This window comes from Staphylococcus sp. NRL 16/872 (genome assembly GCF_022815905.2).
Lineage (GTDB): Bacteria > Bacillota > Bacilli > Staphylococcales > Staphylococcaceae > Staphylococcus.
The window spans coordinates 819,995-844,322 of the sequence record NZ_CP119327.1 but is presented as its reverse complement, the minus strand read 5'-3'; the positions used below and the strand labels follow the sequence as shown (position 1 = coordinate 844,322).

The window sequence follows — 24,328 nt, the reverse complement described above, 5'->3', positions numbered from 1 at the left end:
CCAGTTATTTAAAAAAATTACTCATATAGTGGATACTTAGCTGTTAATTTACTTACTCTTTCACTTGCTTCTTTTAATTTAGTTTGATCTTTAGGATTTTTTAGCGCTAAGCTAATAATTTTCCCTACTTCTTTAAATGCTTCTTCATCAAAGCCTCTAGTAGTGGCAGCTGGTGTACCTAAGCGAATACCACTTGTAACGAATGGTTTTTCCTGGTCAAAAGGAATAGTGTTTTTATTACAAGTAATACCGATTGAATCTAATGTAGATTCAGCTTCTTTACCTGTAACATTCACTGAGTTTTTAACGTCAACTGCTAATAAATGATTATCTGTGCCACCAGAAACAATTCTAAAGCCTTCTTCTTGTAGCGTTTCTGCTAATACTTTAGCATTTTTAACTACTTGTTCTTGGTATGCTTTAAATTCTGGTTCTAATGCTTCGCCAAAAGCAACGGCTTTAGCAGCAATCACGTGTTCTAATGGACCGCCTTGGATACCAGGGAAGATTGTTTTGTCTATATCTTTTTTAAACTCTTCTTTGCAAAGGATTAATCCACCGCGTGGCCCTCTCAAAGTTTTATGAGTTGTACTTGTAACGAAATCTGCATACTCTACTGGGTTAGGATGTAAACCTGCTGCTACTAAACCAGCAATATGCGCCATATCTACCATTAATTTTGCGCCTACTTCGTCAGCAATTTCTTTGAACTTTTTAAAATCAAGTTCTCTTGAATATGCAGAAGTACCAGCCACAATTAATTTAGGTTTATGTTCAAGTGCTAATTTGCGAACTGCCTCAAAGTCAATTCTCTCTGTTTCTTTATCCACTTCATAATCTACAAAATTATAAAATTTACCACTAAAGTTAACAGGAGAACCATGTGTTAAATGGCCACCATGGCTTAAATTCATTCCTAATACAGTATCACCCATTTCAAGTGCTACTAAATAAACAGCCATGTTAGCTTGTGAACCAGAATGAGGTTGAACATTGGCATGTTCAGCGCCAAACAACGCTTTTACACGTTCGATAGCGATTGTTTCTGTTACATCTACATAATCGCATCCACCATAATAACGTCGACCAGGATAACCTTCAGCATATTTATTCGTCATTACAGAACCTTGAGCTTCCATAACTGCTTCAGAGACGAAATTCTCAGATGCAATTAGTTCGATGTTATTATTTTGTCTATTATATTCATTTTGTATCGCTTCATAGACAGCTTTATCTTGATTTTGGATATATGACATTAAAAATCCCCTCTTCCTTTCAAACCTATTCGTATTTAGCTCGTTCACCACCGATTTTTTTAGGTCTTGAAGTGGCAATCGTTACTATTGCATCGCCAACTTGTTTAACACTAGTTCTAATCGGTACACAAACATGTTTAATATGCATTCCAATTAATGTTTGTCCAATATCGATACCTTTAGGAACAGTAATATGCTCTACAACTACAGGATCTTTCATATGTTGATAGGCATATGTTGCTAGACTCCCACCTGCATGAACATCTGGTACAACTGTCACTTCTTCCATTGTTAAAGGATTAAACTGTTCTCTTTCAATTGTGACTGCTCTATTAATATGTTCACAACCTTGAAATGCGAATGATACACCTGTTTCTTGTTGTACCTTTTCTAAGGTAGTGAATATATCTTTAGCTACGTCCATTGAACCTACAGAACCTATTTTTTCTCCAATAACTTCAGATGTTGAACAGCCAATAATGCATATTTCACCTTCTTTAAAGAATGATTGTGCTTTCAATTCATCTAATAAAGTCGTAAGTTCTTCCATAGAAATCTCCACCTTATTTATATAATTAAAAGAAGCATAGCAAACTAGCTATACTTCTTCATTATAACGTATTTAATTCATAACTTATACTAAATGTAATATTTTCGTTTTATGAAAAGCCTTGCAATTTATGGATTAGACTATAAAGTTGATTAAACGTATCTCGATACGTATCAATACTACCTCCAAATGGGTCATCCACATCTGCTTGTTCTCCAACGTATTCACTTAAAGTATATATATGAATATTTTCACCATACACATTGATTAGTTGCGTTTTATGTGATTGAGTCATTGTTAAAATTAAATCACTTGTAAGGTCGCTTTCATCAAATTGCTGGGCTAATGTAGGCTCTGGTAAATCATGTTCTAAGATAACTTCTAAAGACTCTGGTGTCACGGCTTGGCCATTTATCGCAAATAACCCTCTCGATTCAATTGTATCGTTTGGAAGCAATGATTTAGCTATGCTTTCTGCAATAGGACTACGACACGTATTACCAGTACATACAAATGTTATTTTCATAACTCTTCACCTCTAATGACACGATTAGCAGTTGCTTTTGACATTCTATTCATTACGGCTTCTGCGGCTTCTGCATTTTCAAAAGCATAAATATATGCTTCATTAATCAGTTCATTCTTATCAATATCATGCAAAATAGCATATAAATTATGATTTGCACCTTTAATATCACTTTCATCCTGACATAAAGGGATAAACCATGAACCATCGGGAACGAAAGATTTTAAACTTTCTGGCAAAATGAAAGCAACATTTGTCCAATCTTTATGGTTTAAAATAGGATGCGTTAAATCTTTCAACATAGTGACAGGCGTTTCTGGTGAATAATGTTTATATTTCATACCCGGAGCAATCGGTTTTTCAACGTTATTAAAATTAAAATGCTCGACACTATCGGGAAGCACTCCATTTAACATAGTTTGAGTAATAGCACCTGGACGAGCGATTCTAAAGGGATATTGCGTACAATCAAGCACAGTACTTTCTAAGCCTTCTTCACTTTGATCCCCATTAACTATGCCGTCAATTTTACCATTTAAATCGTGATAGACATGTTGAAATGTTGTAGGTGATGGACGACCACTTAAATTTGCACTTGGTGCAGCTATAGGTAAATCTACATATTGTAAAATAGCGCGTCCTATTGTATGACTCGGCATACGCACTGCGATTGAATCTAGACCACCGCTCACATTATCACATAGGTAACCTTTTTTCAGCGGTAAAATAAATGAAATAGGACCAGGCCAAAAGGCATTCATTAATAATTGGGCTTCATCAGGTACATGAGCAACAAAGTCATTTAATTGTTCTAGACTATGAATATGCACGATTAAAGGGTTGTCAGAGGGACGTCCTTTGGCTTTATAAATATTAGAAACCGCTTCTTCATCTTTTGCATTTGCACCAAGACCATATACAGTTTCAGTAGGAATCGCAATTAAACCGCCTTGTTCAAATATTGTTTTTATTTCATTTAACTCAGGAAATGATAGTGGCTCTTCACTATAGTTGCGCATATCCCATATTTTACTTTCCATTCACCTCACACCTTTCCATTAAATATCGTAATTATGAGTTTTAAAGAGGCTGGGACAAATAAAATGTCTCAGCCTCACCTCATCACATATTTCCATTCAAATGACACGATTCTATCTATTCCATTAATATCTTTAATGACATTAACTGATAAATTTGGATATTTATTTAAAATTAATCCTTTTAATATCTCGCTTTGATTATACCCTATTTCAAATGTAACATATGCATCTTCATTAAGAACTTTTGGCAATTCATTTAATATAGATTCATATATGGCATAGCCTTTATTTTTCGCAAATAAGGCAACATGAGGTTCATATTTCACAACGGTATCTGCCATACTATTAACCTCTTCATAATCAATATAAGGTGGATTTGATATTAAACCATCTACTTTAATATTATTTTTGATAAGTGGTTTTAAAGCATCCCCATGCAGAAATTCAATGTCGGCGTCATGATGATAGGCATTATCCTTAGCTAAATCTAGGGTTTCTTGAACCACATCTGTCGCTATCACATTCAATTTAGGATTTAATTTTTTAAGTGATACAGCAAGTGCGCCACTTCCTGTTCCAATGTCTACAACTGTAGCTTCCTCTTTCACACGTTCCAAGAAATGAAGCATTACTTCTTCAGTTTCTGGGCGAGGAATAAGACAATGTGAATTCACTTGAAACTGAAGACCATAGAACATTTGAAAGCCTACAATATATTGAATAGGCTCTCCTAGTAGCATACGCTCTACAGCTAAGGAAAATTTAGCTTCTTCAGCTTCACTCATCTCATCATACATATGCATGAGATAATCCGTTCTAGACCAACCAAATAAATCAAGCATTAACCATTCTGCGCGAGATTGTTCAAATCCTTTATTTTTTGCTAATTGAATGGCTTCAGTTAACTTATCCTTAAAGCTCGCCATTATTTAATTCTTTCAGTTTTTCAGTTTGTTCAGAAAGTGTAAGTGCATCGATAATCTCGTCTAATTTACCTTCCATGATTTGATCTAATTTTTGTAATGTCAAACCAATACGGTGGTCTGTAACACGACTTTGGGGGTAATTGTAAGTTCTAACACGTTCAGAGCGATCACCTGTACCGACAGCTGATTTACGTTGTGCAGCATATTTTTGTTGTTCTTCTTGTAATTTCATATCATATAAACGTGCTTTTAACACTTTTAATGCTTTTTCACGGTTTTGAATTTGAGATTTTTCAGAAGAAGTAGCAATCACACCTGTTGGTAAGTGAGTAATACGTACGGCTGAATCTGTAGTATTGACGTGCTGCCCACCAGCGCCACTAGAACGGTACGTATCAATTTTTAAATCTTCATTACGAATTTCAATTTCAACGTCTTCAACTTCTGGTAATACCGCTACTGTAGCAGTTGAGGTATGAATACGGCCACCTGATTCTGTTTCAGGTACGCGTTGCACACGGTGTGCACCATTTTCAAATTTTAATTTACTATATGCGCCACTACCTGAAACTGAGAAACTGATTTCTTTATAACCACCATGGTCACTTTCAGCTGCTTCTACAATTTCAGTTTTGAAGTTTTGAGACTCTGCATATTTTGTATACATTCTTAATAAATCACCAGCAAAAATTGCAGCTTCATCTCCACCTGCTGCTGCTCTAATTTCAACGATAACATCTTTCTCGTCATTAGGATCTTTAGGGATAAGTAAGAATTTAAGTTGTTCTTCTAATTCAGGAATTACGCTTTTAAGGCTAGCGCTTTCCTCTTTTAACATATCAATTTCTTCTTTATCATCCGTTTCATTTAACATTTCATCGATTTCAGCAATTTCTTCTTTTTTACTTTTATAATCTCTATAGACATCTACCGTTTTTTGTAAATCAGCTTGTTCTTTAGAATATTTACGTAATTTATCTGAGTCATTTACAACCTCAGGATCACTTAACATTTCATTTAATTGTTCATATCTTTCTTCAACAATATCTAATTGATCAAACACTACATTTCCTCCTTGTCATTATTACTCGGTGCAACAATATGATGTGCTCTACATCTTGGTTCATAGCTTTCATTCGCTCCGACTAAAATAATAGGATCATCTATTTTAGCTGGTTGTCCATTGATTAATCGTTGGGTTCTACTTGAAGAAGAACCACAAACAGCACATACTGCTTGCAATTTAGTTACTTGTTCACTTACTGCCATAATTTGTGGCATGGGTTCAAATGGTTCTCCACGAAAGTCCATATCCAACCCAGCAACGACAACTCTATGGCCAGCTTCAGCAAGTTTTTCAACAATATTAACAATTTCTTTATCAAAGAATTGAATTTCATCTATACCAATCACATCTACATGTGATAAATCTTGTAATAAAATATCTCGTGCTGTGGTAATATTAATGGCTTCTAATTCGTTTCCATCATGCGATACAACTTTTTCATCATGGTAACGATTATCTATTGCCGGTTTAAACACTACTACTTTTTGTTTAGCATAAAGACCTCGACGCAATCGGCGAATTAGTTCTTCCGATTTGCCGCTAAACATACTTCCAGTAATGCATTCAATCCAACCAGAATGGTAAGTTTCATACATTATAAGTTCCACCTTTTTCAAAACATAATCGCTTAATTATATCACATTTTAAAGGTTTATAAACGACTTTATGTATATCGATATTGCTCATAATTTTAGTATTGATATCGGTATCCCTATTTAATATTTCACTTACTCAGTTTATTGCAATAAAAAAACTGTCTACTTAACTCTATATAATATAGATTAGGCAGACAGTTTAAACTTATCATTAGTTGTTGTTTGATTTGAGACCAAACTTTTTGTTGAAACGTTCCACACGACCATCCGCAGCAGCGAATTTTTGACGTCCAGTGTAGAATGGATGTGAATCAGAAGATACGTCTAAACGAATAACTGGGTATTCGTTTCCATCTTCCCATTCCATAGTTTCTGAAGATGTTTTTGTAGAACCACTTAAGAATTTAAAGTTTGTTGTAGTATCTAAAAAGATAACTTTGTGGTAATCAGGATGAATTCCTTGTCTCATTATTTTCAGCTCCTTTGCCCTGAACCATCTGGAACAGAGTTATTTGTGAGTTTTTACCCAATACTTAGCAATTATAATAGTAATTACTGTAAAACGCAACCCTCAAAATGACTTTCGTTAAATTATTGGTTTACCCGTTTTTGTGCTTTCTTCGGCTGCTTTTTGTAATTGTTGGAAAAACTCTTTATTATTTTTAGATTTTTTTAATTTTCTAATGAATCGTTCAGTAAAGTCTGTAGAATCTGTAAACATATTTCTAAGTTGCCATAATGAATCTAATTCAGATTTACTAATCAATAATTCTTCTTTACGTGTCGAACTTCTGCCTATATCAATTGCTGGGAATATGCGTCGTTCAGATAATTTACGATCTAAATGTAACTCCATATTTCCTGTTCCTTTGAACTCTTCATAAATCATATCATCCATACGTGAACCTGTTTCAACTAACGCAGTCGCAAGAATGGTAAGACTTCCACCTGCTTCAATATTACGCGCTGCCCCAAAGAAAGCCTTAGGTTTGTGTAATGAAGCTGGATCTAAACCACCAGATAACGTTCTACCACTTGGAGGAATAACTAAGTTATATGCACGTGCTAATCTTGTAATAGAATCCATTAAGATAATCACATCTTGTCCAATCTCAACTAATCGTTTCGCTCTTTCAAGTAATAGTTCTGCTACTTTTACGTGGTGTTCAGGTGGTTCGTCAAATGTTGAATGTACAACTTCTGCAGATTCAACTGAGCGTTCGATATCAGTTACTTCTTCTGGTCGCTCGCCAACTAATAAAATAAATAATTTTGCTTCAGGTTTATTTGTGCTAATTGCATTGGCGATTTCTTTAAGTAATGAAGTTTTACCAGCTTTTGGAGGAGCTACGATAAGTCCACGTTGACCTAAACCGATTGGGGTAACTAAATCCATAATACGCGTTGAGTAGTTTTGAGGACTTGTTTCTAAAATAATTCTTTCCTCAGGATAAAGAGGTGTTAAAGCTTGGAAGTGAGGACGTTTTTTGACTACTTCTGCATTTTCATCATTCACAAAGTCTACTTGTAATAAGCCATAATATTTTTCATTATCTTTAGGCTTACGTACCTTACCGGTAACTTTGTCGCCTCGTTTAATTTCAAAACGTCGAATTTGACTTGCTGAGATGTAAATATCTTTTTCACCTTTAGAATAGTTTACTGTTCTTAAGAACCCATAACCATCCGGTTGAATATCATCTAATACACCTTCCATGTAGTAATTGCCATCCTTTTCCATTTGCGCTTCCATGATGGCTAAGACTAATTCACTTTTATTCAATTTACTATAATTAGTGAGTTTTAAAGATTTTGCTTTTTGCGTTAATTCTTTAGTTGTGTAGTTCTTATATAATTCATGAAAAGATTCATATTGTGGTGATGTACGTTCTCTTTCAGGCATAAACTGCACCCATTTCTTATATTTTTATAAAGACCCATTTTTAATATAATTTATTTTCAAGCTGGATTTTCTGTTTTTTTGAAAATGCGACACCAAATAAATCATAAATTATTTTATTAAAAAATTGTGAGTCTTAAATACTAGAATTAATATAGCAAATTTTCATTTTAATTACAAAATGATTTTATTAAATTTCAAAAATTAAAACAGCACATGGAACTATAAAAGTCCCATGCACTGTTATAAATCACAATTAAATTAATTTTTCAAATTAAATGAAATAACCAGCGATTGATTTAACTTCTAAGAATTCTTCAATACCATAATCGCCCCATTCACGACCAATACCAGATTGTTTATAACCACCAAATGGTAAGTCTGGTGTGTTTGCTGCTTCATTAATTTGAATACGTCCAGCTTCAATTGAACGCGCTACTTTTTGAAGCGTATCTTTATCTTTACCAATAACATAGCCAGCTAAACCATATTCAGTGTCATTAGCAATTTTAATCGCTTCATCTACATCATTGTAAGTGATTACAGATGCAACTGGACCGAAGATTTCTTCTTGTGCAATTGTCATATTATTATCTACATTTATAAAGATTGTCGGTCTAGCAAAATAACCAGTATTTAATCCTTCTGGTTTACCTGGACCACCGTAGAATAATTCAGCGCCTTCTTCAACACCTTTATCAATATATGATTGCACTGTATCAAATTGTTTTTTACTAATAATTGGTCCAACTTGAGTGCCTTCTTCGCGTGGATCCCCTACTTTAACATTACTGAATTCTTCTTTTAATGCTGTTAAAAATTCTTCTTTAATGCTTTCTGGCACTAAGATACGTGTACCTGCAGTACAAACTTGACCAGTGTTATTAACTACTTTACCTGTAGTAGCTTTCGCAGCTTCTTTAATATCTACATCGTCTAATACGATATAAGGTGATTTACCACCTAATTCAAGAGAGACTTTTTTGAAGTCTTTTGAAGCCTTTTCCATGATTTTAGAACCAGTACGTCCTGAACCAGTAAATGACATCATTCGTACTTTAGGATGTTCACTTAATGGGTTACCTACGCCTTCACCGTCACCATTAACTAAGTTGAATACACCTTTAGGTACGCCAACTTTATCAAAGATTTCAGCTAAGATAATTGCAGCAAATGGTGTTTCTTCTGATGGTTTAAGCACCACTGGACTACCTGCTGCAAATGCTGCCGCAAGTTTTAATGAAGTTTGGTTAGTTGGGAAGTTCCAAGGTGTTACTAAACCAGTGACACCGATAGCTTCTTTAGTTACTAATGAGTCACCACGGCGCTCTTCAAATTCAAATGAATCTAGTGCTTTACTAGCTTCTTGGAAATGTTGTAAGCCCATTTCATAGTGAACATTTTCAGAAATTGTAAGTGGTGCACCTAATTCATCAGTAATTGCTTCAATAATATCTTGTTTTCTATTTTTATATTCTTCAACGATTTTATCTAATAATTCTTTTCTTTCTTTAACTGAGCTATGGCGAAATTCTAAATATACGTCATTAGCAGCTTCAACAGCTTTGTCAACGTCTTTATCATTACCTTTGGCTACTTTACCGATAACTTCTTCAGTTGCAGGATTAATAACATCAATTGTTTCTCCACTTTCACTATCAATCCATTCGCCGTTAATATATTGTTGAGTATAATTTCTCATCAAATATTCACTCCTTAAGCGTCGTTTATCATCTGTCTAATGTTTAACCCTTTTTGAAAAAATTAAACATAAGGCATTTTAAAATAAAAAAAGTTCTGCTTTGCATTAATCAAATAATAATGCACCATTGCAGAACTTTTCTTATTATTTAGCTTTAACTTCATCTTCAAGCTCTATATAACTTCTTGCCCATGCTTCCATTGGTTTTAAAGCTTCAGCAAGCGCTCTCCCTTTATCTGTCAATTCATAAACAATTGAAACTGGGCTAGTTGAAACTATCTTTTTTTCTACTAATCCCCATTCACCTAAATCTGTTAATTTAATACTCAAAGCACGAGGGGTAATCGTTTTTAAATCCCTTTTCATATCGGAAAAGTGTGCAGTATAATCAGTGCATCGAGATAAGTAGTTAATGATTAAACCGTTCCAACTTCTACCAACAATTTTAAAGGTTTCTTCAAGATATGGACAGATTTCCATTGTCTTCACCTCTAATCAAAACATCTTATACAAAAAGTATGGGAACCTGTAGTCGTATTCATGTTGTTTTACAGGCTATGAAGTAGCTCAATATGACTTTCTACTTCATTTACTTTTTGTCTTTAATATAATTATTATACCAGATATTTCTATACTTGTTCAGTCCAAATATCTGCACCTAATTCTTTTAAGTGTTTAACAATATCTGTATAACCACGATAAATATGTTTCACATTATAAATTGTTGTAACACCTTCAGCAATTAACCCTGCAATAATTAAACATGCACCAGCACGTAAATCACTTGCATAAACCTCAGAACCTTTCAATGACGATGGCTTGATTGTAGCTGTACCAGTAGTCATATCTGCCTCAATGTTAGCGCCCATATTTTTCAATTCATCTACATGTCTGAAACGTGCTGGATAAATTGTTTCAGTAACAAATGAAGGGCCATCTGCCATAAATAATAATGGTGTGATTGGCTGTTGTAAGTCTGTGGCAAAACCAGGATAAACCAATGTTTTAATATCTACATTTTTATAATCATTATGACCCTTGATTGTTGCTTTTTCAGCATCATCATCTATGTTTATATTTACACCTAATTCTTTTAATTTTACTGTTAACGCTTCTACATGTTTAGGTACGATATTATTAATTGTTACCTCTTCTCCAGAAGCCGCAGCAATACACATATATGTGCCTGCTTCAATACGGTCAGGGATAATTTGATATTCAGAGCCGTGCAATGTTTCTACGCCATTAATTTTTAACGTGCTTGTACCCGCGCCTTTGATATTTGCTCCTAAACTATTTAAAAAATTAGCAACATCTACAACTTCAGGTTCTTTTGCTGCATTTTCAATAATAGTTTGACCTTTCGCATGTACGGCAGCTAACATAATATTAATAGTTGCGCCTACACTTACCATATCAAGGAAAATATTAGCACCATGAAGTTCTTTAGCTTCAATTTTCATAGATGTTTCACTAGACTCATCGATTTCAGCCCCAAGCGCTTTAAAACCTTTGATGTGTTGATCAATTGGACGAGGCCCTAATGGACAACCACCTGGTAAGCCAATGACACATTTTTTAAAGCGACCTAACATCGCTCCCATCATATAATAAGACGCACGAAGAGATTCTACTTTATTATTCGGTAATGGCGCATTTTTTATATCAGTGGTATCTACATCTAGATGTTTACCATCCAAATTTGTTTTAATATTTAAATCTTCTAATAAACTTACTAATGTTTCTACGTCAGAAATTTGTGGTAAACCATCTAGCTTTACTTGGCCTTGAGCTAATAAAGTCGCTGGAATAATGGCCACTGCACTATTTTTAGCACCACTTATTGTGACTTCTCCGTTAAGCGTTTGCCCACCACGGATTTTTATTACCTCTTGAGTCATAAGTTTTATCTCCTTTGTTTGTCATTTTCAAATTGTACATTATTAGTATTATAAATTATATTTTATTTATTTGTAAAACGATAATTACTTGATTTTTTTAGTAAAATTAATTCTTAAAATTTATATCTGGAAATCGTATAAAACCTAAAAAATATTATATCTACGAGTATTATAAATCATTTTCTAAAAATTATTAATTCAAATTTCTCACAAAATAGAAAATGGAACGCTCATGAATTTATGAGCGCTCCATTAAAAAGTTCAACTGTAGTTAAACCCAATAAAAATTTAATTATTTAGCACGGTTTGATGTACCAAATTCTCTAATTTTACCTTTAACTGTTTCTTTGATTGCTTCACGAGCAGGTCCTAAATATTTACGTGGATCGTAAACATCTTGGTCATTATTTAAAACTTCTCTTACTGCTTTTGCAGAAGCAATTTGGTTTTCAGTGTTTACATTGATTTTAGCAGTACCATATGGAATCGCTTTTTGGATATCTTTAGTAGGGATACCTGTACCACCATGTAATACTAATGGTAAACCAGTTGAGGCACCGATTTCTTCCATTTCTTTGAAACCTAGCTTAGGTTCACCTTTGTATGGACCATGTACTGAACCTAATGCAGGCGCTAAAGTATCAATACCAGTTCTTTCAACTAATTCTTGACATTCTTTAGGGTCAGCATAAATAATACCACCCACTACGTCATCTTCTTGACCACCAACAGTACCTAATTCTGCTTCTACTGATACACCATGTTGATGCGCATATTCAACTACTTTAGAAGTAATTTCGATATTTTCTTCAAACGGACTATGTGATGCATCAATCATTACAGATGTGAAACCAGCATCGATTGCTTCTTTACATTTTTCAAAGCTTGAACCATGGTCTAAGTGAATTGCTACCGGTACAGTAATATTTAAGTCGTGCATTAAGCCTTCAACCATTTTTACTACTGTATAGAAACCACTCATGTAACGAGCAGCACCTTCTGATACACCTAAAATTACTGGAGCATTTTCCTCTTGTGAAGCTTCTAAAATTGCTTGCGTAAACTCTAAGTTATTTAGGTTGTATTGCCCAACCGCATAACCATTTTCTTTTGCGTCTATTAACATTTCTTTCATTGAAACTAATGGCATGAAAGTTCCTCCTTGGGTGCAATTGCACAACTTTTTCAAAATCATTATATCAAAAAAGAATTTTAAATGCATGTTTATACTCACTCAAACATGTAAATCTTTACTAAACTTTATTTTAGTCGTTGTTAAGTTAACAATATTGCAATTTCAGACAATTGCATAACTGTTCGCATTTCATTACAATACTTATGAAATGGAGGTTAAACATGTCTAAAATATTACATACACAATTAACCGGTATATTTAATCGTTTGGAAGATCAAGCATTAGATATTCAAATGGCAGCACAATGTTTAATACAAGCAATTGGTGGTGAAGGTTATGTCTATATTAAAGGTTATGATGATTTAAAATTTTTCGAACCCTTTATCTTAGAAAGTGAAGAAAGACTACAATCTTCAAAACGATTATCCGCATTACAATCTATCTCTGAAATAGATTCTACAGATCGGGTGTTACTTTTTTCTCCTTTTTATAATGAGGAAGTCGCTAAAGATGTAGTGGATTTACTCAACCAGGATGTTGATTTCGTGTTAATTTGTAACCGTCCTAAACAAGAAGATTTCTCTGATCATCTTTTCCACTTTGTTAATTTAGCCACACCTCGTCCAATTGTTTATACAGAAGATTATGATAAAATCGTCCAACCTCATTCTATGGCTTTCAATTACATCTACTATGAGATTTATACACAAATGATTGAGATGACTCGAGATTTAGAACTATAACTATAATGTCAAAGCACCTCCTTTCTCACGTTTAAGAAAGGAGGTGCTTTCAAATAAGATTATTTATTTTGATGTTTATAAGCCGCTTCTACAAATGCTTTAAAGATAGGTTGCGGTCTATTAGGTCTTGATAAAAATTCAGGATGGAATTGACAAGCTACGAAGAAATCATTTTCAGGAATTTCTACCATTTCTACCAAACGTCCGTCTGGGCTAGTTCCTGAGAATACCATTCCATTAGCTTCAAGTTGTTCTCTATATTCATTATTAAATTCATAACGATGACGGTGTCTTTCTTCAATGTTACTTGCATCATAAATACGTTGTGCTAATGTTCCTTCTTTAATAGCACATGGATATAATCCTAAACGTAATGTACCACCTAAATCTTCAATATCTTTTTGTTCAGGAAGTAAATCGATAATTGGGTAAGGCGTGTTTGGATCTAACTCTGCTGAATGCGCACCTTTTAAGCCTACTACATTTCTGGCATATTCAACTGTCGCTAATTGCATACCTAAGCAAATACCGAAGTAAGGTACGTTGTTTTCACGTGCATATTTAATTGCTGAAATTTTTCCTTCACTTGCTCTAAATCCGAAACCACCAGGTACTAAGATACCATCTACATCACTTAAGTAGCTTGCTACATTTTCATCTGTAACTTCACTAGAATCAATCCATTTAACGACAACGTCTTTCTTCAATGGATAACCCGCGTGTTTTAATGATTCAACGACAGATAAATAAGCATCTTGTAAGCTTACGTATTTACCTACTAAGCCAATTGTAATTGTACCGTCTAATGAGTTTACTGTATCTAATAAATATTGCCACTCATCTAATTGTGTATCGTATTTAGCATCTAAATCTAAGCGCTTAATAACAATATCATCCATATCTTGGGCGCTTAACTGTAAAGGAATTTCATATAATGAAGAAGCGTCTCTACATTCAATGACACTTTCTTTATTAATATCACAGAATAACGCAATTTTATCTTTTAAGTCTTGTGTCATTTCATATTCTGTACGTACTACAATTAAATCTGGTTGAATACCTAGTCCACGTAATTCTTTTACACTATGTTGTGTAGGTTTCGTTTTCATTTCACCTGCTGCTTTAATATATGGTAATAAAGTACAGTGTACGTACATTACATTTTCACGACCTAAGTCACTTCTAATTTGACGAATCGCTTCAATGAATGGTAATGATTCAATATCACCTGTTGTACCACCGATTTCAGTGATTACTACATCAGCATTTGTACTTTCTCCAGCTAATAATAATCGTTCTTTGATTTCATTTGTAATATGTGGGATAACTTGTACTGTACCACCTAAATAATCTCCACGACGTTCTTTTTTTAATACGTGAGAATATACTTTACCAGCTGTTACATTTGAATATTTATTTAAATTAATATCTATAAAACGTTCATAATGGCCTAAGTCTAAGTCAGTTTCAGCACCATCGTCTGTAACAAATACCTCTCCGTGTTGATAAGGACTCATTGTACCTGGATCCACGTTTAAATATGGATCGAATTTTTGAATCGTTACTTTAAGACCTCTATCTTTTAACAATCTTCCTAGAGAAGCGGCTGTGATACCTTTACCTAATGACGACACAACTCCGCCTGTTACAAAAATAAATTTTGTCATTTCCTGACCTCCTAAATAATAAAGGGATGCTTCCTTACTAAACAATTACTTATAATTTAAAGTTAATAAAATAAAAAAATCGCTCCCTCTCACATAGATGCAAGGGGAGCGTATAAAATTTATACACGTGTCCTATTTAAAGGAGCCCGAATAAAATTTTAACATCTTTTTAATAAAAGTCAATCAAAACTAAAATTTAGTCGTTGAAATCTTCTTCGTCTTCAAATTCTTCTTCGTCTTCTTCGGCGATGTCTTCATCTTCATCTTCTTCAATCACAAGATCAGATTCATTAATTTCATCTTCTACTTGCTCATCTTCTGGATCATCTAACGTTTCTTGATCATCTGTTTGAGCTGGGATGTCATCGTCTTGATCCATTTCATCTTCGCCTAATAATTTAAGATTTTTATCTTCTTCATCTTCATCATCAAGAATATCGAATTTTTGAATCGTTGGCGCAATTTTTTCTTCAATGTCATCTACTGAATACCAGTCACGAAGACCCCATTGATTTTCCCCAACATTTAAGAAGCGACCATCTGTATTTAAATCAGTGTAAAATTGAACAACGCGATTTTCAATTTCTTCATATTCATAATCGCCTAAACTTCTAAATTCATCAATGATGTCATATAAATTCATTGTTGAACCTTTATCGTGTAATAAAGTATAAGCCATATCGATAAATGATTTTTCGTCAACCATTTCTTTAGTATAATCTTGTATTTTCATTATAACTAAACTTCCTTTCGAAGGATTTTATAATAACTCGTTAATTTTCATTAATTAATAGTAACAAAAATAAATTATAAATGACAATAAGCGATTTCGCAATTGCTATTCTCTTAGTAATTCACATATTTTTCAAAAATCACTAAATCCTCACATTGATTCATTTCTACAAAACCACTATTGATACATAATGATTTCAGTTCATTATTTTCCCCAAATAATGTTATCACTAATGTTGTAATACTATTAAAATGTTTACGACTATATGTAGGTAGTTGGCGAAGTGCACTTTCTGCAATCCCCTCTTTACGTTGATCCTTATTCACCTCAATCGCTACAATATTAACTTTATCTTCACGTTGTTCAAGTGCAATAAATCCTACTTTTTGATTATCCTTTAATAAATCCACTACTTTATAATTAGCAATACTTGAATCTTTATTTTCAACTAAACGTAAAGATGAGACGTGCTTTGAATCTAAATCTAAGTAGTATAATCTTTCTTTTCCAATTGGACCTTCTTCTTTAGTCGCCGCGTGCATAAAACCTGCACGTTCATATACATTCCATGCGCCCTTATTTTCAGCATCAACCACTAAATATAAATGGTTAAAATCCGGGAATAACTCCTGTACGTATTGTGGTAAATACATCATCATGTTTGTGCCATAACCATGTCCTTGAAACTTTTCATTTACTGATAATGAACGTACATATACGACATTCTCTGGTGTATCATAGCCCTCATGTTGATAATGCTGGTGTAACACAAAAAAACCTACTACATCTCCTTCTTCATTTATCGCAACATTCGCAATTCTATTCACGTCATTTAACGCTTCTTCCAATACAGTTTTTGGTAACGACGAATAAATTTGTTGGCGTTCGCTCAATTTAAAGTTAAGCACATCTTGTCTATATTGTTCTTCAAATTCTTGAATTGTAATATTTTCAAATTGCATTTTTATAGTCATGTCTTCTCCCCTAAACCTTCCAATTAAGTTACATATTATTATAGATGTTTTTCTTTCTTAATCCAATTTTTATCCTATTCATTAAGATTAACCTCTTCGAACTTTTATTTTTTAAAATTAAGCTATTGAAATTCGACAAATTTCATTTACTATTAGTATGACATATAAAATCACGAGGTGAATGAAATGAAAGTAGGTATTGACGCAGGAGGTACGTTAATAAAAATAGTGCAAGAAAAAGATAATAAACGTACCTACCATACTGAACTAACTACTGATATACATAAAGTTATCAACTGGTTAAATAAAGAATCATTTGAAGCAATTAGTTTAACTGGTGGAAACGCAGGCGTTATTGCCGAAAATTTAAATGCTTCCTCTAAAATATTTGTTGAATTTGATGCTTCCTCTAAAGGTCTAGGCATATTACTTAAAGAACAGGGCCATGATATTACAGAATATATCTTTGCAAATGTTGGTACCGGCACTTCTTTACATTATTTTGATGGTCAACAGCAACAACGTGTAGGAGGTATCGGCACTGGTGGTGGTATGATTCAAGGTCTAGGCTTCCTGTTAACTCAAATCTCAGATTATGAGCAGTTAACAAACCTTGCCCAAGCCGGAGATCGAGATACGATAGATCTTAAAGTCAAACATATTTACAAAGACACTGAACCTCCTATTTCCGGAGAACTTACAGCAGCAAACTTTGGAAACGTTCTTCATAATATGGATGTGGACTTCACTGCCTCTAATAAATTGGCTTCAGTAGTCGGTGTGGTAGGAGAAGTTATTACAACAATGGCTATTACAGTTGCGCGTGAATATAAAACTGAGAACGTTGTTTATATTGGTTCATCGTTCAATAACAATTCTTTATTACGTGAAGTAATTGAAGATTATACTGTTTTAAGAGGATGCAAACCTTTTTATATTGAACACGGTGCATTTTCAGGTGCATTAGGTGCACTACACTTAGGAGAATAATGCATACAGCGTTCTAGAAAAGTAAGTTTTTCTAGAACGCTGTATTATAACTTTATAAGTGAGAATATTCTTATAATTCTGAATTATCAAGTTCTGCTATAAACGCTTTTTCTAATTCTTCTACTTCTTCTTTTGAATTACCATGCCAAATGCAACCAAAACGTGATTTTACTCTATCTCCGCTGAACCATTCTCCATCATAATAAGATAATGGATAAAGCACACCTTTTTTCACATATTTAAGAATGACATTAAAGAAGTGTTCATTATCGCCTCGAGAGAAATAACTATAAAACTTTTGATAATTAGGATTTAACTCATGTTGTAATAAAAGCATGCTTGTAGAACCATTTTGTCTAAAATTCAAATCGATAGCAAAGACATCACCATTTTTATCTAACAATAAGTCAAATCCTGCTACACCAAAGAAACCCAGTTCTACGCCATTTTCCATAATCTCACGACCAGCATCAATTACTTTTTGTGGTACTTCATGGACATTTTCATTACCTGCATAAAAACCATATTCATTTGTAATTTGATGTGCGGTACCTAGATATTTAATTCCTAATTCTTCTGAATAAGCGTATTGCACACAGTAATTTTTAACTGCTTCAATTTTTTGTTCAATAATTAAATTATCTGTTGCATCAGTCGCATCAAAAATTCGTTTTGTTGCTTTTTCTAAATCCTCTTCGTTATAACAAATCATTACGCCATATCCACCAGCAGTCGGTAACTCATCCCCTGGTTTAATTACAAATGGGAATGACCAATCTTTAATACGTGCTTTGAAATCGTTAATAGCCACGATTTCACGATCTGGTAAATATTTATTGTTTGTCCATTCTGGTATACGTGCTTTGTTATTTAATGCGATAAATACCTCTTTATCAACAGCGTATGTCTTTTCATCAATCACATCATCACTATGAACATATTGGAAATAAATTTTTTTCCCCTTATCTTCAGCAAGCTCATTTAATAAATGTTCATAACTTTCACGGTTATGAAACTTATAAATATCTTCAGGAATTGATTTACCAATGATATCAAATAATTGTTGTAATTTATTCGTAGCGCTTGCTTCATGTACAATCATTGGCATCTTATCTGCAATAATCATTTCTCTTCCTGTTAAAAAATTTGATTGATGCTCTTCAGGTTTAAGCCATGGATTTGCTATATATGAAGGTCTTGAATTATACACAATCGTTTCATCATATAAATTACTTAACGTCAACATAGGTCTTTTAGTGTTCTCTGCCATTATTTAATTTGCCCCTTTATATGAGAGTGCTGCTGAACAATATCATCAAACAATCCCTTATTTTCAATTAATTCTAAGCCCATCAAAGCTATTATTTTAGCCCCTCTTATTAATGCTTGATCACCATGAACACTTGCAGCTGCTTCTCTAAATCGATGCGTGTGACCAACTAAATTTCTAGACCCAATCTTCACATGAGGGTGAATCGTAGGCACTATATGACTGACATTACCCGTATCTGTAGAACCGAAACCAAAATCATCGTGACTTACTTCTTCGCCTACTTCATTCGCATATTTTTCGAAAAGTTGATCAAGTTTAGGCGTCTTAATAAACTCATTTACACCATTTTGAATAGGCCCAAATTCATAATCACATCCCGTTTGAATCGCGGCACCTCTAGCAATTTGATTTACTTTTTCAGTTAGTACGTCTAATTCTTTACGTGTTCTAGCACGTGTATAGAAACGTGCATGTGTAAAGTCAGGTATAATATTTGCCGCTTTACCTCCATCAAGGATGACACCATGCACACGTTGTCCTTTCTTAATATGTTGTCTTAGTTGTGCGACGCCATTAAAGTAAGAAATCATAGCATCCAAAGCGTTCAATGCCTCGTCCGCATTTTCAGAAGCATGCGCGCTCTTACCATAAAATTTAATGTCTAATACATCAACAGCTAGCGTGTTTATAGTTGGATACGTTTCATTACCAGGATGAATCATTAATGCTATATCTATATCATCAATAACGCCTGCTTTCACATAGGAAGCTTTGGCACTTCCATTCTCGCCGCCTTCTTCAGCAGGACAACCTAATACGACCACTTTCCCCCCCACATGGTCGATAACTTGTTTCAATGCTGAACCAGCTAATACGCTTGAAGTACCTATAATATTATGACCACATGCATGCCCTAATCCAGGTAATGCATCGTATTCAGCTAAGTAGCCAATCGTTGGTCCCTCTTTTTCCGAATCATAGGTAGCAATAAAGCCTGTAGCATGACCAGCGATATCCGTTTCAATGTCAAATCCATTTTCTTTTAATTTATCAATCAATGTTCTTGATGCAAATATTTCTTCATTACCTAATTCAGGGCGTTCATGGATTCGATGACTAATTTCAACATAATCATATTTTTTATTCTCTATATAATCTAAAATTTCTTGTTTATTACCCATAAAATCATAACTCCCTTTTATAGCCGAAATTAACCTCACATTATAAGCTATGCTTAAGTATTGGTTTAATCGTATTCAAATGAATTATTACCTATTTTATCGGATTTAATATCTATTGTCATTAAATTTATCAATATTTACAAAATTTTCTCACAATATTTTGAAAGGAAATTTTTAAATAAGTGATAAATTGCCTCAGTTAGCAAAATTGTAAATACCGAACGCTCTTGTTACAATCAACTTATTGAAGAAACTAAAATGATTGTTTTATTTAGGAGGAACATTTATGCCAAAAATGAACGTTGAAAGCTTTAACTTAGATCATACTAAAGTTGTTGCCCCATTTGTACGCTTAGCAGGCACAATGGAAGGTTTAAATGGAGATGTTATTAAAAAATATGATATCCGTTTCAAACAACCTAACAAAGAACATATGGAAATGCCTGGTTTACATTCATTAGAACACTTAATGGCTGAAAACATTAGAAATCACACTGATAAAGTAGTTGATTTAAGTCCAATGGGTTGTCAAACAGGTTTCTACGTATCATTCATTAACCATGATGATTACGACGATGTTTTAAATATTATCGAAAAAACATTAAATGACGTGTTAGAAGCTACTGAAGTACCTGCTTGTAATGAAGTACAATGCGGATGGGCTGCAAGCCACTCTCTAGAAGGCGCTAAAGAAATTGCTCAAGCGTTCCTAGACAAACGCAATCAATGGAACGATGTATTCGGAGAAGGTAAATAATTAAATTAATTTAAAGAAATCACCACTTCTTATTAATGATAGAAGCGGTGATTTTTTAGGTTTTTAATACAATTCTTTATATAAAATTACATATAAAACACTCATATTTTTTAACAAGACTCTTATGCTAATTATAAATGAACTTAAGCGTTCACACACTTAAGTAAGTAGTTTTAAAATGGATAATAGAATGAAGTTGTAAAAACTCCTATGATGATTATTAATGAACCCTAGTGCTAAGGTACTTAGGTAAGAAATTCTAGAGATGAACTACGAGTGTTGTTGCGCGACTCTTGGCGTTTTTTATATTGAACACAAGTGCGAGTGCATTTGCGTAAGGCGTTCTAAGATAGATAACGAAACGAAGTTGAGTGACGCCTGAGGGAGCAGGATGAGTGTCGAGACCAAGGCTCGACCCAGCCCCCTAGGCAAGCATCTCAACTTAAGTAAGTGAATATCTATCTAAGAACGTCTTTAAATGAACATCCATATATATTTATATGAATTTAAAGTTCTAATTATAATTTTTTAATAAGACCCATTAAAACAAATTGCAATGGTAATCTTAAATATAAAGCCCATGTAGGTACTTGTTTATTCCCTAACGGCAATTTTTTACGAGCCATATAAATATTAGCAGGCAAAACAGAAAGTAGAAATAGGTTCATACCTTTTTTCAACCAATCTGCTGGACGTTTAATTAGTAACATAATGCCAAAGAAGATTTCAAAGACACCCGTCACTAACACTGCTGTTTTTTGTAATGGTAAATAGTCTGGTACGATATTTCTGAATTGACGTTCATTCGTAAAATGTAAAACGCCTGCTGTACCAAACGCTAAACCAAGTAAATATCGAAAGAATTTCATTAACGTTCAACTCCCATTTCTTTTAAATAACTTTTACCGAATTCTGGTAATGCTACGTTGAAATTATCCGCGATAGTCGCTCCAATAGAACTAAACGTTGTATCACCTGATAATTCATGATATTCCTTAATTTTAGGGCTAAACATTAATACTGGAATATATTCACGCGTATGGTCTGTACCATCAGCAATCGGATCATTACCATGGTCAGCAGTAATAATGACTAAATCGTCTTCTTGTAAATTATCAATTAATTCAGGTAAGCGTTCATCGAAATCTTTAATCGCTTGTGCATACCCTTCTTTATCACGACGGTGACCATACAATGCATCAAAGTCAACTAAGTTTAAGAAACTAATACCATTGAAGTCTTTCTTAACTACTTCAATTAATTGATCCATGCCATCCATATTATTTTTCGTACGTATCGCTTCAGTTACGCCTTCACCATCATAAATATCATTAATTTTACCAATTGCAATAACATCATAGTCATTGTCTTTAAGGCTATTCATAACCGTTTTTCCAAATGGTTTTAACGCATAGTCGTGACGGTTTGAGGTACGTGTGAAGTTACCAGGTTCACCAACATATGGACGAGCAATTACACGACCAATTAAATATTTAGGGTCTTTCGTTAACTCGCGAACCTTTTCGCAAATATCGTAAAGTTCTTCTAATGGAATAATATCTTCATGTGCAGCAATTTGTAGGACAGGGTCAGCGCTTGTATAAACAATTAAATCCCCTGTCTTCATTTGATGTTCACCAAGTTCATCAATAATTGCAGTACCTGATGCTGGTTTATTAGCTACGACTTTACGTCCAGTGATTGATTCAATTTCTTGAATTAATTCATCAGGGAAGCCATTAGGATACACTTTGAATGGTTGCATAATATTAAGCCCCATAATTTCCCAGTGACCTGTCATCGTATCTTTACCTACAGAAGCTTCACTTAATTTAGTGTAGAATGCTCCTGGGTGCTCTACTTTATTTACAACAGGTAAATCGTCAATATTACCTAAACCTAAACGTTGTAAATTAGGTAATTCTTGATTGAAACCTTCTAATGTATGTTTAAGTGTATGTGATCCTTCATCGTTAAATGCCACAGCATCTGGTCCTTCACCAATACCTACTGAGTCCATAACAATTAAATGTACTCGTTTAAAAGGTGTCGTCATAATGAAACACTCCTACTCTGTAATAATTTTATGAATTAAATTTGGTGCAGTTGCTTGGTCTTTAATTGTAATGCTTTCATCAAGTTTAGCAATCACATCATCAATTTCTTCTCGATTACTATGAATCGTTAATAATGAGTCACTTTCATTGACGCTGTCGCCTACTTTTTTATTTAATACAATACCTACGCTTAAGTCGATATCGTCTTCTTTAGTTTGTCTGCCAGCGCCTAACATCATTGATGCTACACCAATTTCATTAGCAATGAGTTCTGCTACTACACCGCTAGTTTTAGCTTTATAATCAATTTGATATTTCGCAGTTGGTAACTTTTCAGGCGCATCTACTACTGATGCATCGCCACCTTGGTTCTCTAAAAATGTCTTGAATTTAGCTAACGCCGAACCATTTTTAATTGCATCTAATAATAGTTGACGTGCTTGATCAAGCGAATCAGCCTTACCTGCAAGTACTACCATTTGAGAACCTAATGTTAACACTAATTCAGTTAAGTCTTCAGGTCCTTCGCCTTGTAATGTATCAATCGCTTCTTTTAATTCTAAAGCATTACCGATAGCACGACCTAATGGTTGGCTCATATCTGAAATAATCGCCATTGTATTTCTACCCACATTATTACCAATACTCACCATAGCATGTGCTAAATTCTCAGCATCAGCAATTGTCTTCATAAATGCACCATTACCTGTTTTAACATCTAATACAATTGCGTCAGCGCCAGCAGCAATTTTCTTACTCATAATAGAAGAGGCGATTAATGGAATAGAGTTTACCGTACCAGTTACATCTCTTAATGCATATAATTTTTTATCTGCTGGTGTTAAGTTACCTGATTGTCCGATAACAGCAACTTGGTTATCATTAACGAGCTTAATAAATTCCTCTTCTGAAATTTCTACATGGAAGCCTTCAATTGATTCAAGTTTATCTATCGTACCACCTGTGTGACCTAAGCCACGTCCGCTCATTTTAGCAACTGGTACACCTACCGCTGCAACTAATGGCGCTAATACTAGTGTCGTCGTATCGCCTACACCACCTGTTGAATGTTTATCAACTTTCACACCATTAATTTGAGATAAATCAATGACATCTCCCGAATTAACCATTGCCATTGTTAAAGCTGCACGTTCTTCATCATCCATATCTTGGAAATAAATTGCCATCGCTAAACTTGAGGCTTGATAGTCTGGAATATCCCCTTTAGTATATCCCTCTACAAAGAATTCAATTTCTTCTTTTGTTAAAGCTTTCCCATCACGTTTTTTCTCAATGATATCTACCATTCTCATCGTTCTGAACCCCTTTCTATAATGTTGTTTTCTCTAATTGCT

At 33.9% G+C, this 24,328-nt stretch carries 24 protein-coding genes; 3 read left to right on the top strand and 21 right to left on the bottom strand.

Annotated features, from left to right (window positions below; genetic code table 11):
• Nucleotides 1-17: 17 nt before the first annotated feature.
• The 13 genes from glyA to fdaB all read right to left on the bottom strand — a co-directional run bounded on the left by glyA (nt 18) and on the right by fdaB (nt 12,613).
• Complete coding sequence (gene glyA, locus MT340_RS04035; RefSeq protein WP_243588884.1) at nt 18-1,256, bottom strand: serine hydroxymethyltransferase; 1,239 nt, start codon at nt 1,254-1,256, stop codon at nt 18-20.
• Nucleotides 1,257-1,281: 25 nt separating this feature from the next.
• On the bottom strand, nt 1,282-1,806 hold the full coding sequence (locus MT340_RS04030; RefSeq protein ID WP_243588883.1) for a TIGR01440 family protein: 525 nt from the start codon (nt 1,804-1,806) through the stop codon (nt 1,282-1,284).
• 109 nt (nt 1,807-1,915) lie between these two features.
• Nucleotides 1,916-2,332, bottom strand: a complete 417-nt coding sequence (locus MT340_RS04025; RefSeq protein ID WP_243588882.1) for a low molecular weight protein arginine phosphatase — start codon at nt 2,330-2,332, stop codon at nt 1,916-1,918.
• A complete protein-coding gene (locus MT340_RS04020) occupies nt 2,329-3,372 on the bottom strand; it encodes an L-threonylcarbamoyladenylate synthase (RefSeq protein WP_243588881.1) in 1,044 nt (347 codons plus the stop codon). Before MT340_RS04020 ends, MT340_RS04025 begins: the two co-directional genes overlap by 4 nt.
• Before the next feature lie 74 nt (nt 3,373-3,446).
• Nucleotides 3,447-4,298, bottom strand: coding sequence for a peptide chain release factor N(5)-glutamine methyltransferase (prmC, locus tag MT340_RS04015; RefSeq protein WP_243588880.1), 852 nt, complete (start codon nt 4,296-4,298; stop codon nt 3,447-3,449).
• Complete coding sequence (prfA, locus tag MT340_RS04010; RefSeq protein ID WP_243588879.1) at nt 4,285-5,361, bottom strand: peptide chain release factor 1; 1,077 nt, start codon at nt 5,359-5,361, stop codon at nt 4,285-4,287. The genes prmC and prfA overlap by 14 nt, the downstream gene beginning before the upstream one ends.
• Nucleotides 5,361-5,960: a thymidine kinase gene (locus MT340_RS04005; protein WP_243588878.1), complete on the bottom strand. Its 600-nt coding sequence runs from the start codon at nt 5,958-5,960 to the stop codon at nt 5,361-5,363. The genes prfA and MT340_RS04005 overlap by 1 nt, the downstream gene beginning before the upstream one ends.
• A 211-nt stretch (nt 5,961-6,171) precedes the next feature.
• Nucleotides 6,172-6,429 carry a type B 50S ribosomal protein L31 gene (locus MT340_RS04000; protein ID WP_011275226.1) on the bottom strand — a complete coding sequence of 86 codons (258 nt, stop codon included), beginning with the start codon at nt 6,427-6,429 and terminating at the stop codon, nt 6,172-6,174.
• 117 nt (nt 6,430-6,546) lie between these two features.
• A complete protein-coding gene (gene rho, locus MT340_RS03995; protein ID WP_243588877.1) occupies nt 6,547-7,863 on the bottom strand; it encodes a transcription termination factor Rho in 1,317 nt (438 codons plus the stop codon).
• A gap of 271 nt (nt 7,864-8,134) precedes the next feature.
• The gene (locus tag MT340_RS03990) at nt 8,135-9,562 is read right to left on the bottom strand and encodes an aldehyde dehydrogenase family protein (RefSeq protein WP_243588876.1); all 1,428 of its coding nucleotides are present in this window, start codon (nt 9,560-9,562) and stop codon (nt 8,135-8,137) included.
• Between the two features lie 144 nt (nt 9,563-9,706).
• On the bottom strand, nt 9,707-10,042 hold the full coding sequence (locus MT340_RS03985) for a winged helix-turn-helix transcriptional regulator (protein WP_243588875.1): 336 nt from the start codon (nt 10,040-10,042) through the stop codon (nt 9,707-9,709).
• A gap of 149 nt (nt 10,043-10,191) precedes the next feature.
• Nucleotides 10,192-11,463, bottom strand: a complete 1,272-nt coding sequence (locus tag MT340_RS03980) for a UDP-N-acetylglucosamine 1-carboxyvinyltransferase (RefSeq protein ID WP_243588874.1) — start codon at nt 11,461-11,463, stop codon at nt 10,192-10,194.
• 292 nt (nt 11,464-11,755) lie between these two features.
• The gene (gene fdaB, locus MT340_RS03975) at nt 11,756-12,613 is read right to left on the bottom strand and encodes a class IIb fructose-bisphosphate aldolase FdaB (RefSeq protein ID WP_243588873.1); all 858 of its coding nucleotides are present in this window, start codon (nt 12,611-12,613) and stop codon (nt 11,756-11,758) included.
• A gap of 206 nt (nt 12,614-12,819) precedes the next feature.
• Here fdaB and MT340_RS03970 point away from each other — a divergent pair, with 206 nt between their 5' ends.
• On the top strand, nt 12,820-13,341 hold the full coding sequence (locus MT340_RS03970) for a DUF2529 family protein (protein WP_243588872.1): 522 nt from the start codon (nt 12,820-12,822) through the stop codon (nt 13,339-13,341).
• Nucleotides 13,342-13,400: 59 nt separating this feature from the next.
• Here the strand turns inward: MT340_RS03970 and MT340_RS03965 are convergent, their stop codons facing one another.
• From MT340_RS03965 to MT340_RS03955, 3 genes are all read right to left on the bottom strand, one after another.
• Entirely contained in the window at nt 13,401-15,008 is a 1,608-nt protein-coding gene (locus MT340_RS03965) for a CTP synthase (RefSeq protein ID WP_243588871.1), read from the bottom strand.
• 196 nt (nt 15,009-15,204) lie between these two features.
• Nucleotides 15,205-15,741, bottom strand: coding sequence for a DNA-directed RNA polymerase subunit delta (rpoE, locus tag MT340_RS03960; RefSeq protein WP_243588870.1), 537 nt, complete (start codon nt 15,739-15,741; stop codon nt 15,205-15,207).
• A 113-nt stretch (nt 15,742-15,854) separates the two neighbouring features.
• A complete protein-coding gene (locus tag MT340_RS03955) occupies nt 15,855-16,715 on the bottom strand; it encodes a GNAT family N-acetyltransferase (RefSeq protein ID WP_243588869.1) in 861 nt (286 codons plus the stop codon).
• Between the two features lie 186 nt (nt 16,716-16,901).
• Here MT340_RS03955 and coaW point away from each other — a divergent pair, with 186 nt between their 5' ends.
• Entirely contained in the window at nt 16,902-17,705 is an 804-nt protein-coding gene (gene coaW / locus MT340_RS03950; RefSeq protein ID WP_243588868.1) for a type II pantothenate kinase, read from the top strand.
• A 70-nt stretch (nt 17,706-17,775) separates the two neighbouring features.
• On the opposite strand, the gene ldmS is transcribed toward coaW, so the two are convergent.
• Together ldmS and MT340_RS03940 are read right to left on the bottom strand one after the other, a co-directional pair.
• Complete coding sequence (ldmS, locus tag MT340_RS03945) at nt 17,776-18,975, bottom strand: L-aspartate--L-methionine ligase LdmS (RefSeq protein WP_243603597.1); 1,200 nt, start codon at nt 18,973-18,975, stop codon at nt 17,776-17,778.
• Nucleotides 18,975-20,159, bottom strand: a complete 1,185-nt coding sequence (locus MT340_RS03940; RefSeq protein ID WP_243588867.1) for a M20 family metallopeptidase — start codon at nt 20,157-20,159, stop codon at nt 18,975-18,977. The genes ldmS and MT340_RS03940 overlap by 1 nt, the downstream gene beginning before the upstream one ends.
• Nucleotides 20,160-20,445: 286 nt before the next feature.
• On the opposite strand from MT340_RS03940, the gene MT340_RS03935 reads away from it, so the two are divergent.
• Nucleotides 20,446-20,916 carry an S-ribosylhomocysteine lyase gene (locus tag MT340_RS03935; protein WP_243588866.1) on the top strand — a complete coding sequence of 157 codons (471 nt, stop codon included), beginning with the start codon at nt 20,446-20,448 and terminating at the stop codon, nt 20,914-20,916.
• 518 nt (nt 20,917-21,434) lie between these two features.
• Here the strand turns inward: MT340_RS03935 and MT340_RS03930 are convergent.
• Genes MT340_RS03930 through MT340_RS03920 form a run of 3 tightly spaced genes read right to left on the bottom strand, consistent with a single transcriptional unit; the run spans nt 21,435 to nt 24,286 of the window.
• A complete protein-coding gene (locus tag MT340_RS03930) occupies nt 21,435-21,785 on the bottom strand; it encodes a DoxX family protein (RefSeq protein WP_243588865.1) in 351 nt (116 codons plus the stop codon).
• Nucleotides 21,785-22,972, bottom strand: a complete 1,188-nt coding sequence (gene deoB, locus MT340_RS03925) for a phosphopentomutase (RefSeq protein ID WP_243588864.1) — start codon at nt 22,970-22,972, stop codon at nt 21,785-21,787. Before deoB ends, MT340_RS03930 begins: the two co-directional genes overlap by 1 nt.
• Before the next feature lie 12 nt (nt 22,973-22,984).
• Nucleotides 22,985-24,286 carry a pyrimidine-nucleoside phosphorylase gene (locus MT340_RS03920; protein ID WP_243588863.1) on the bottom strand — a complete coding sequence of 434 codons (1,302 nt, stop codon included), beginning with the start codon at nt 24,284-24,286 and terminating at the stop codon, nt 22,985-22,987.
• Between the last annotated feature and the right edge of the window lie 42 nt (nt 24,287-24,328).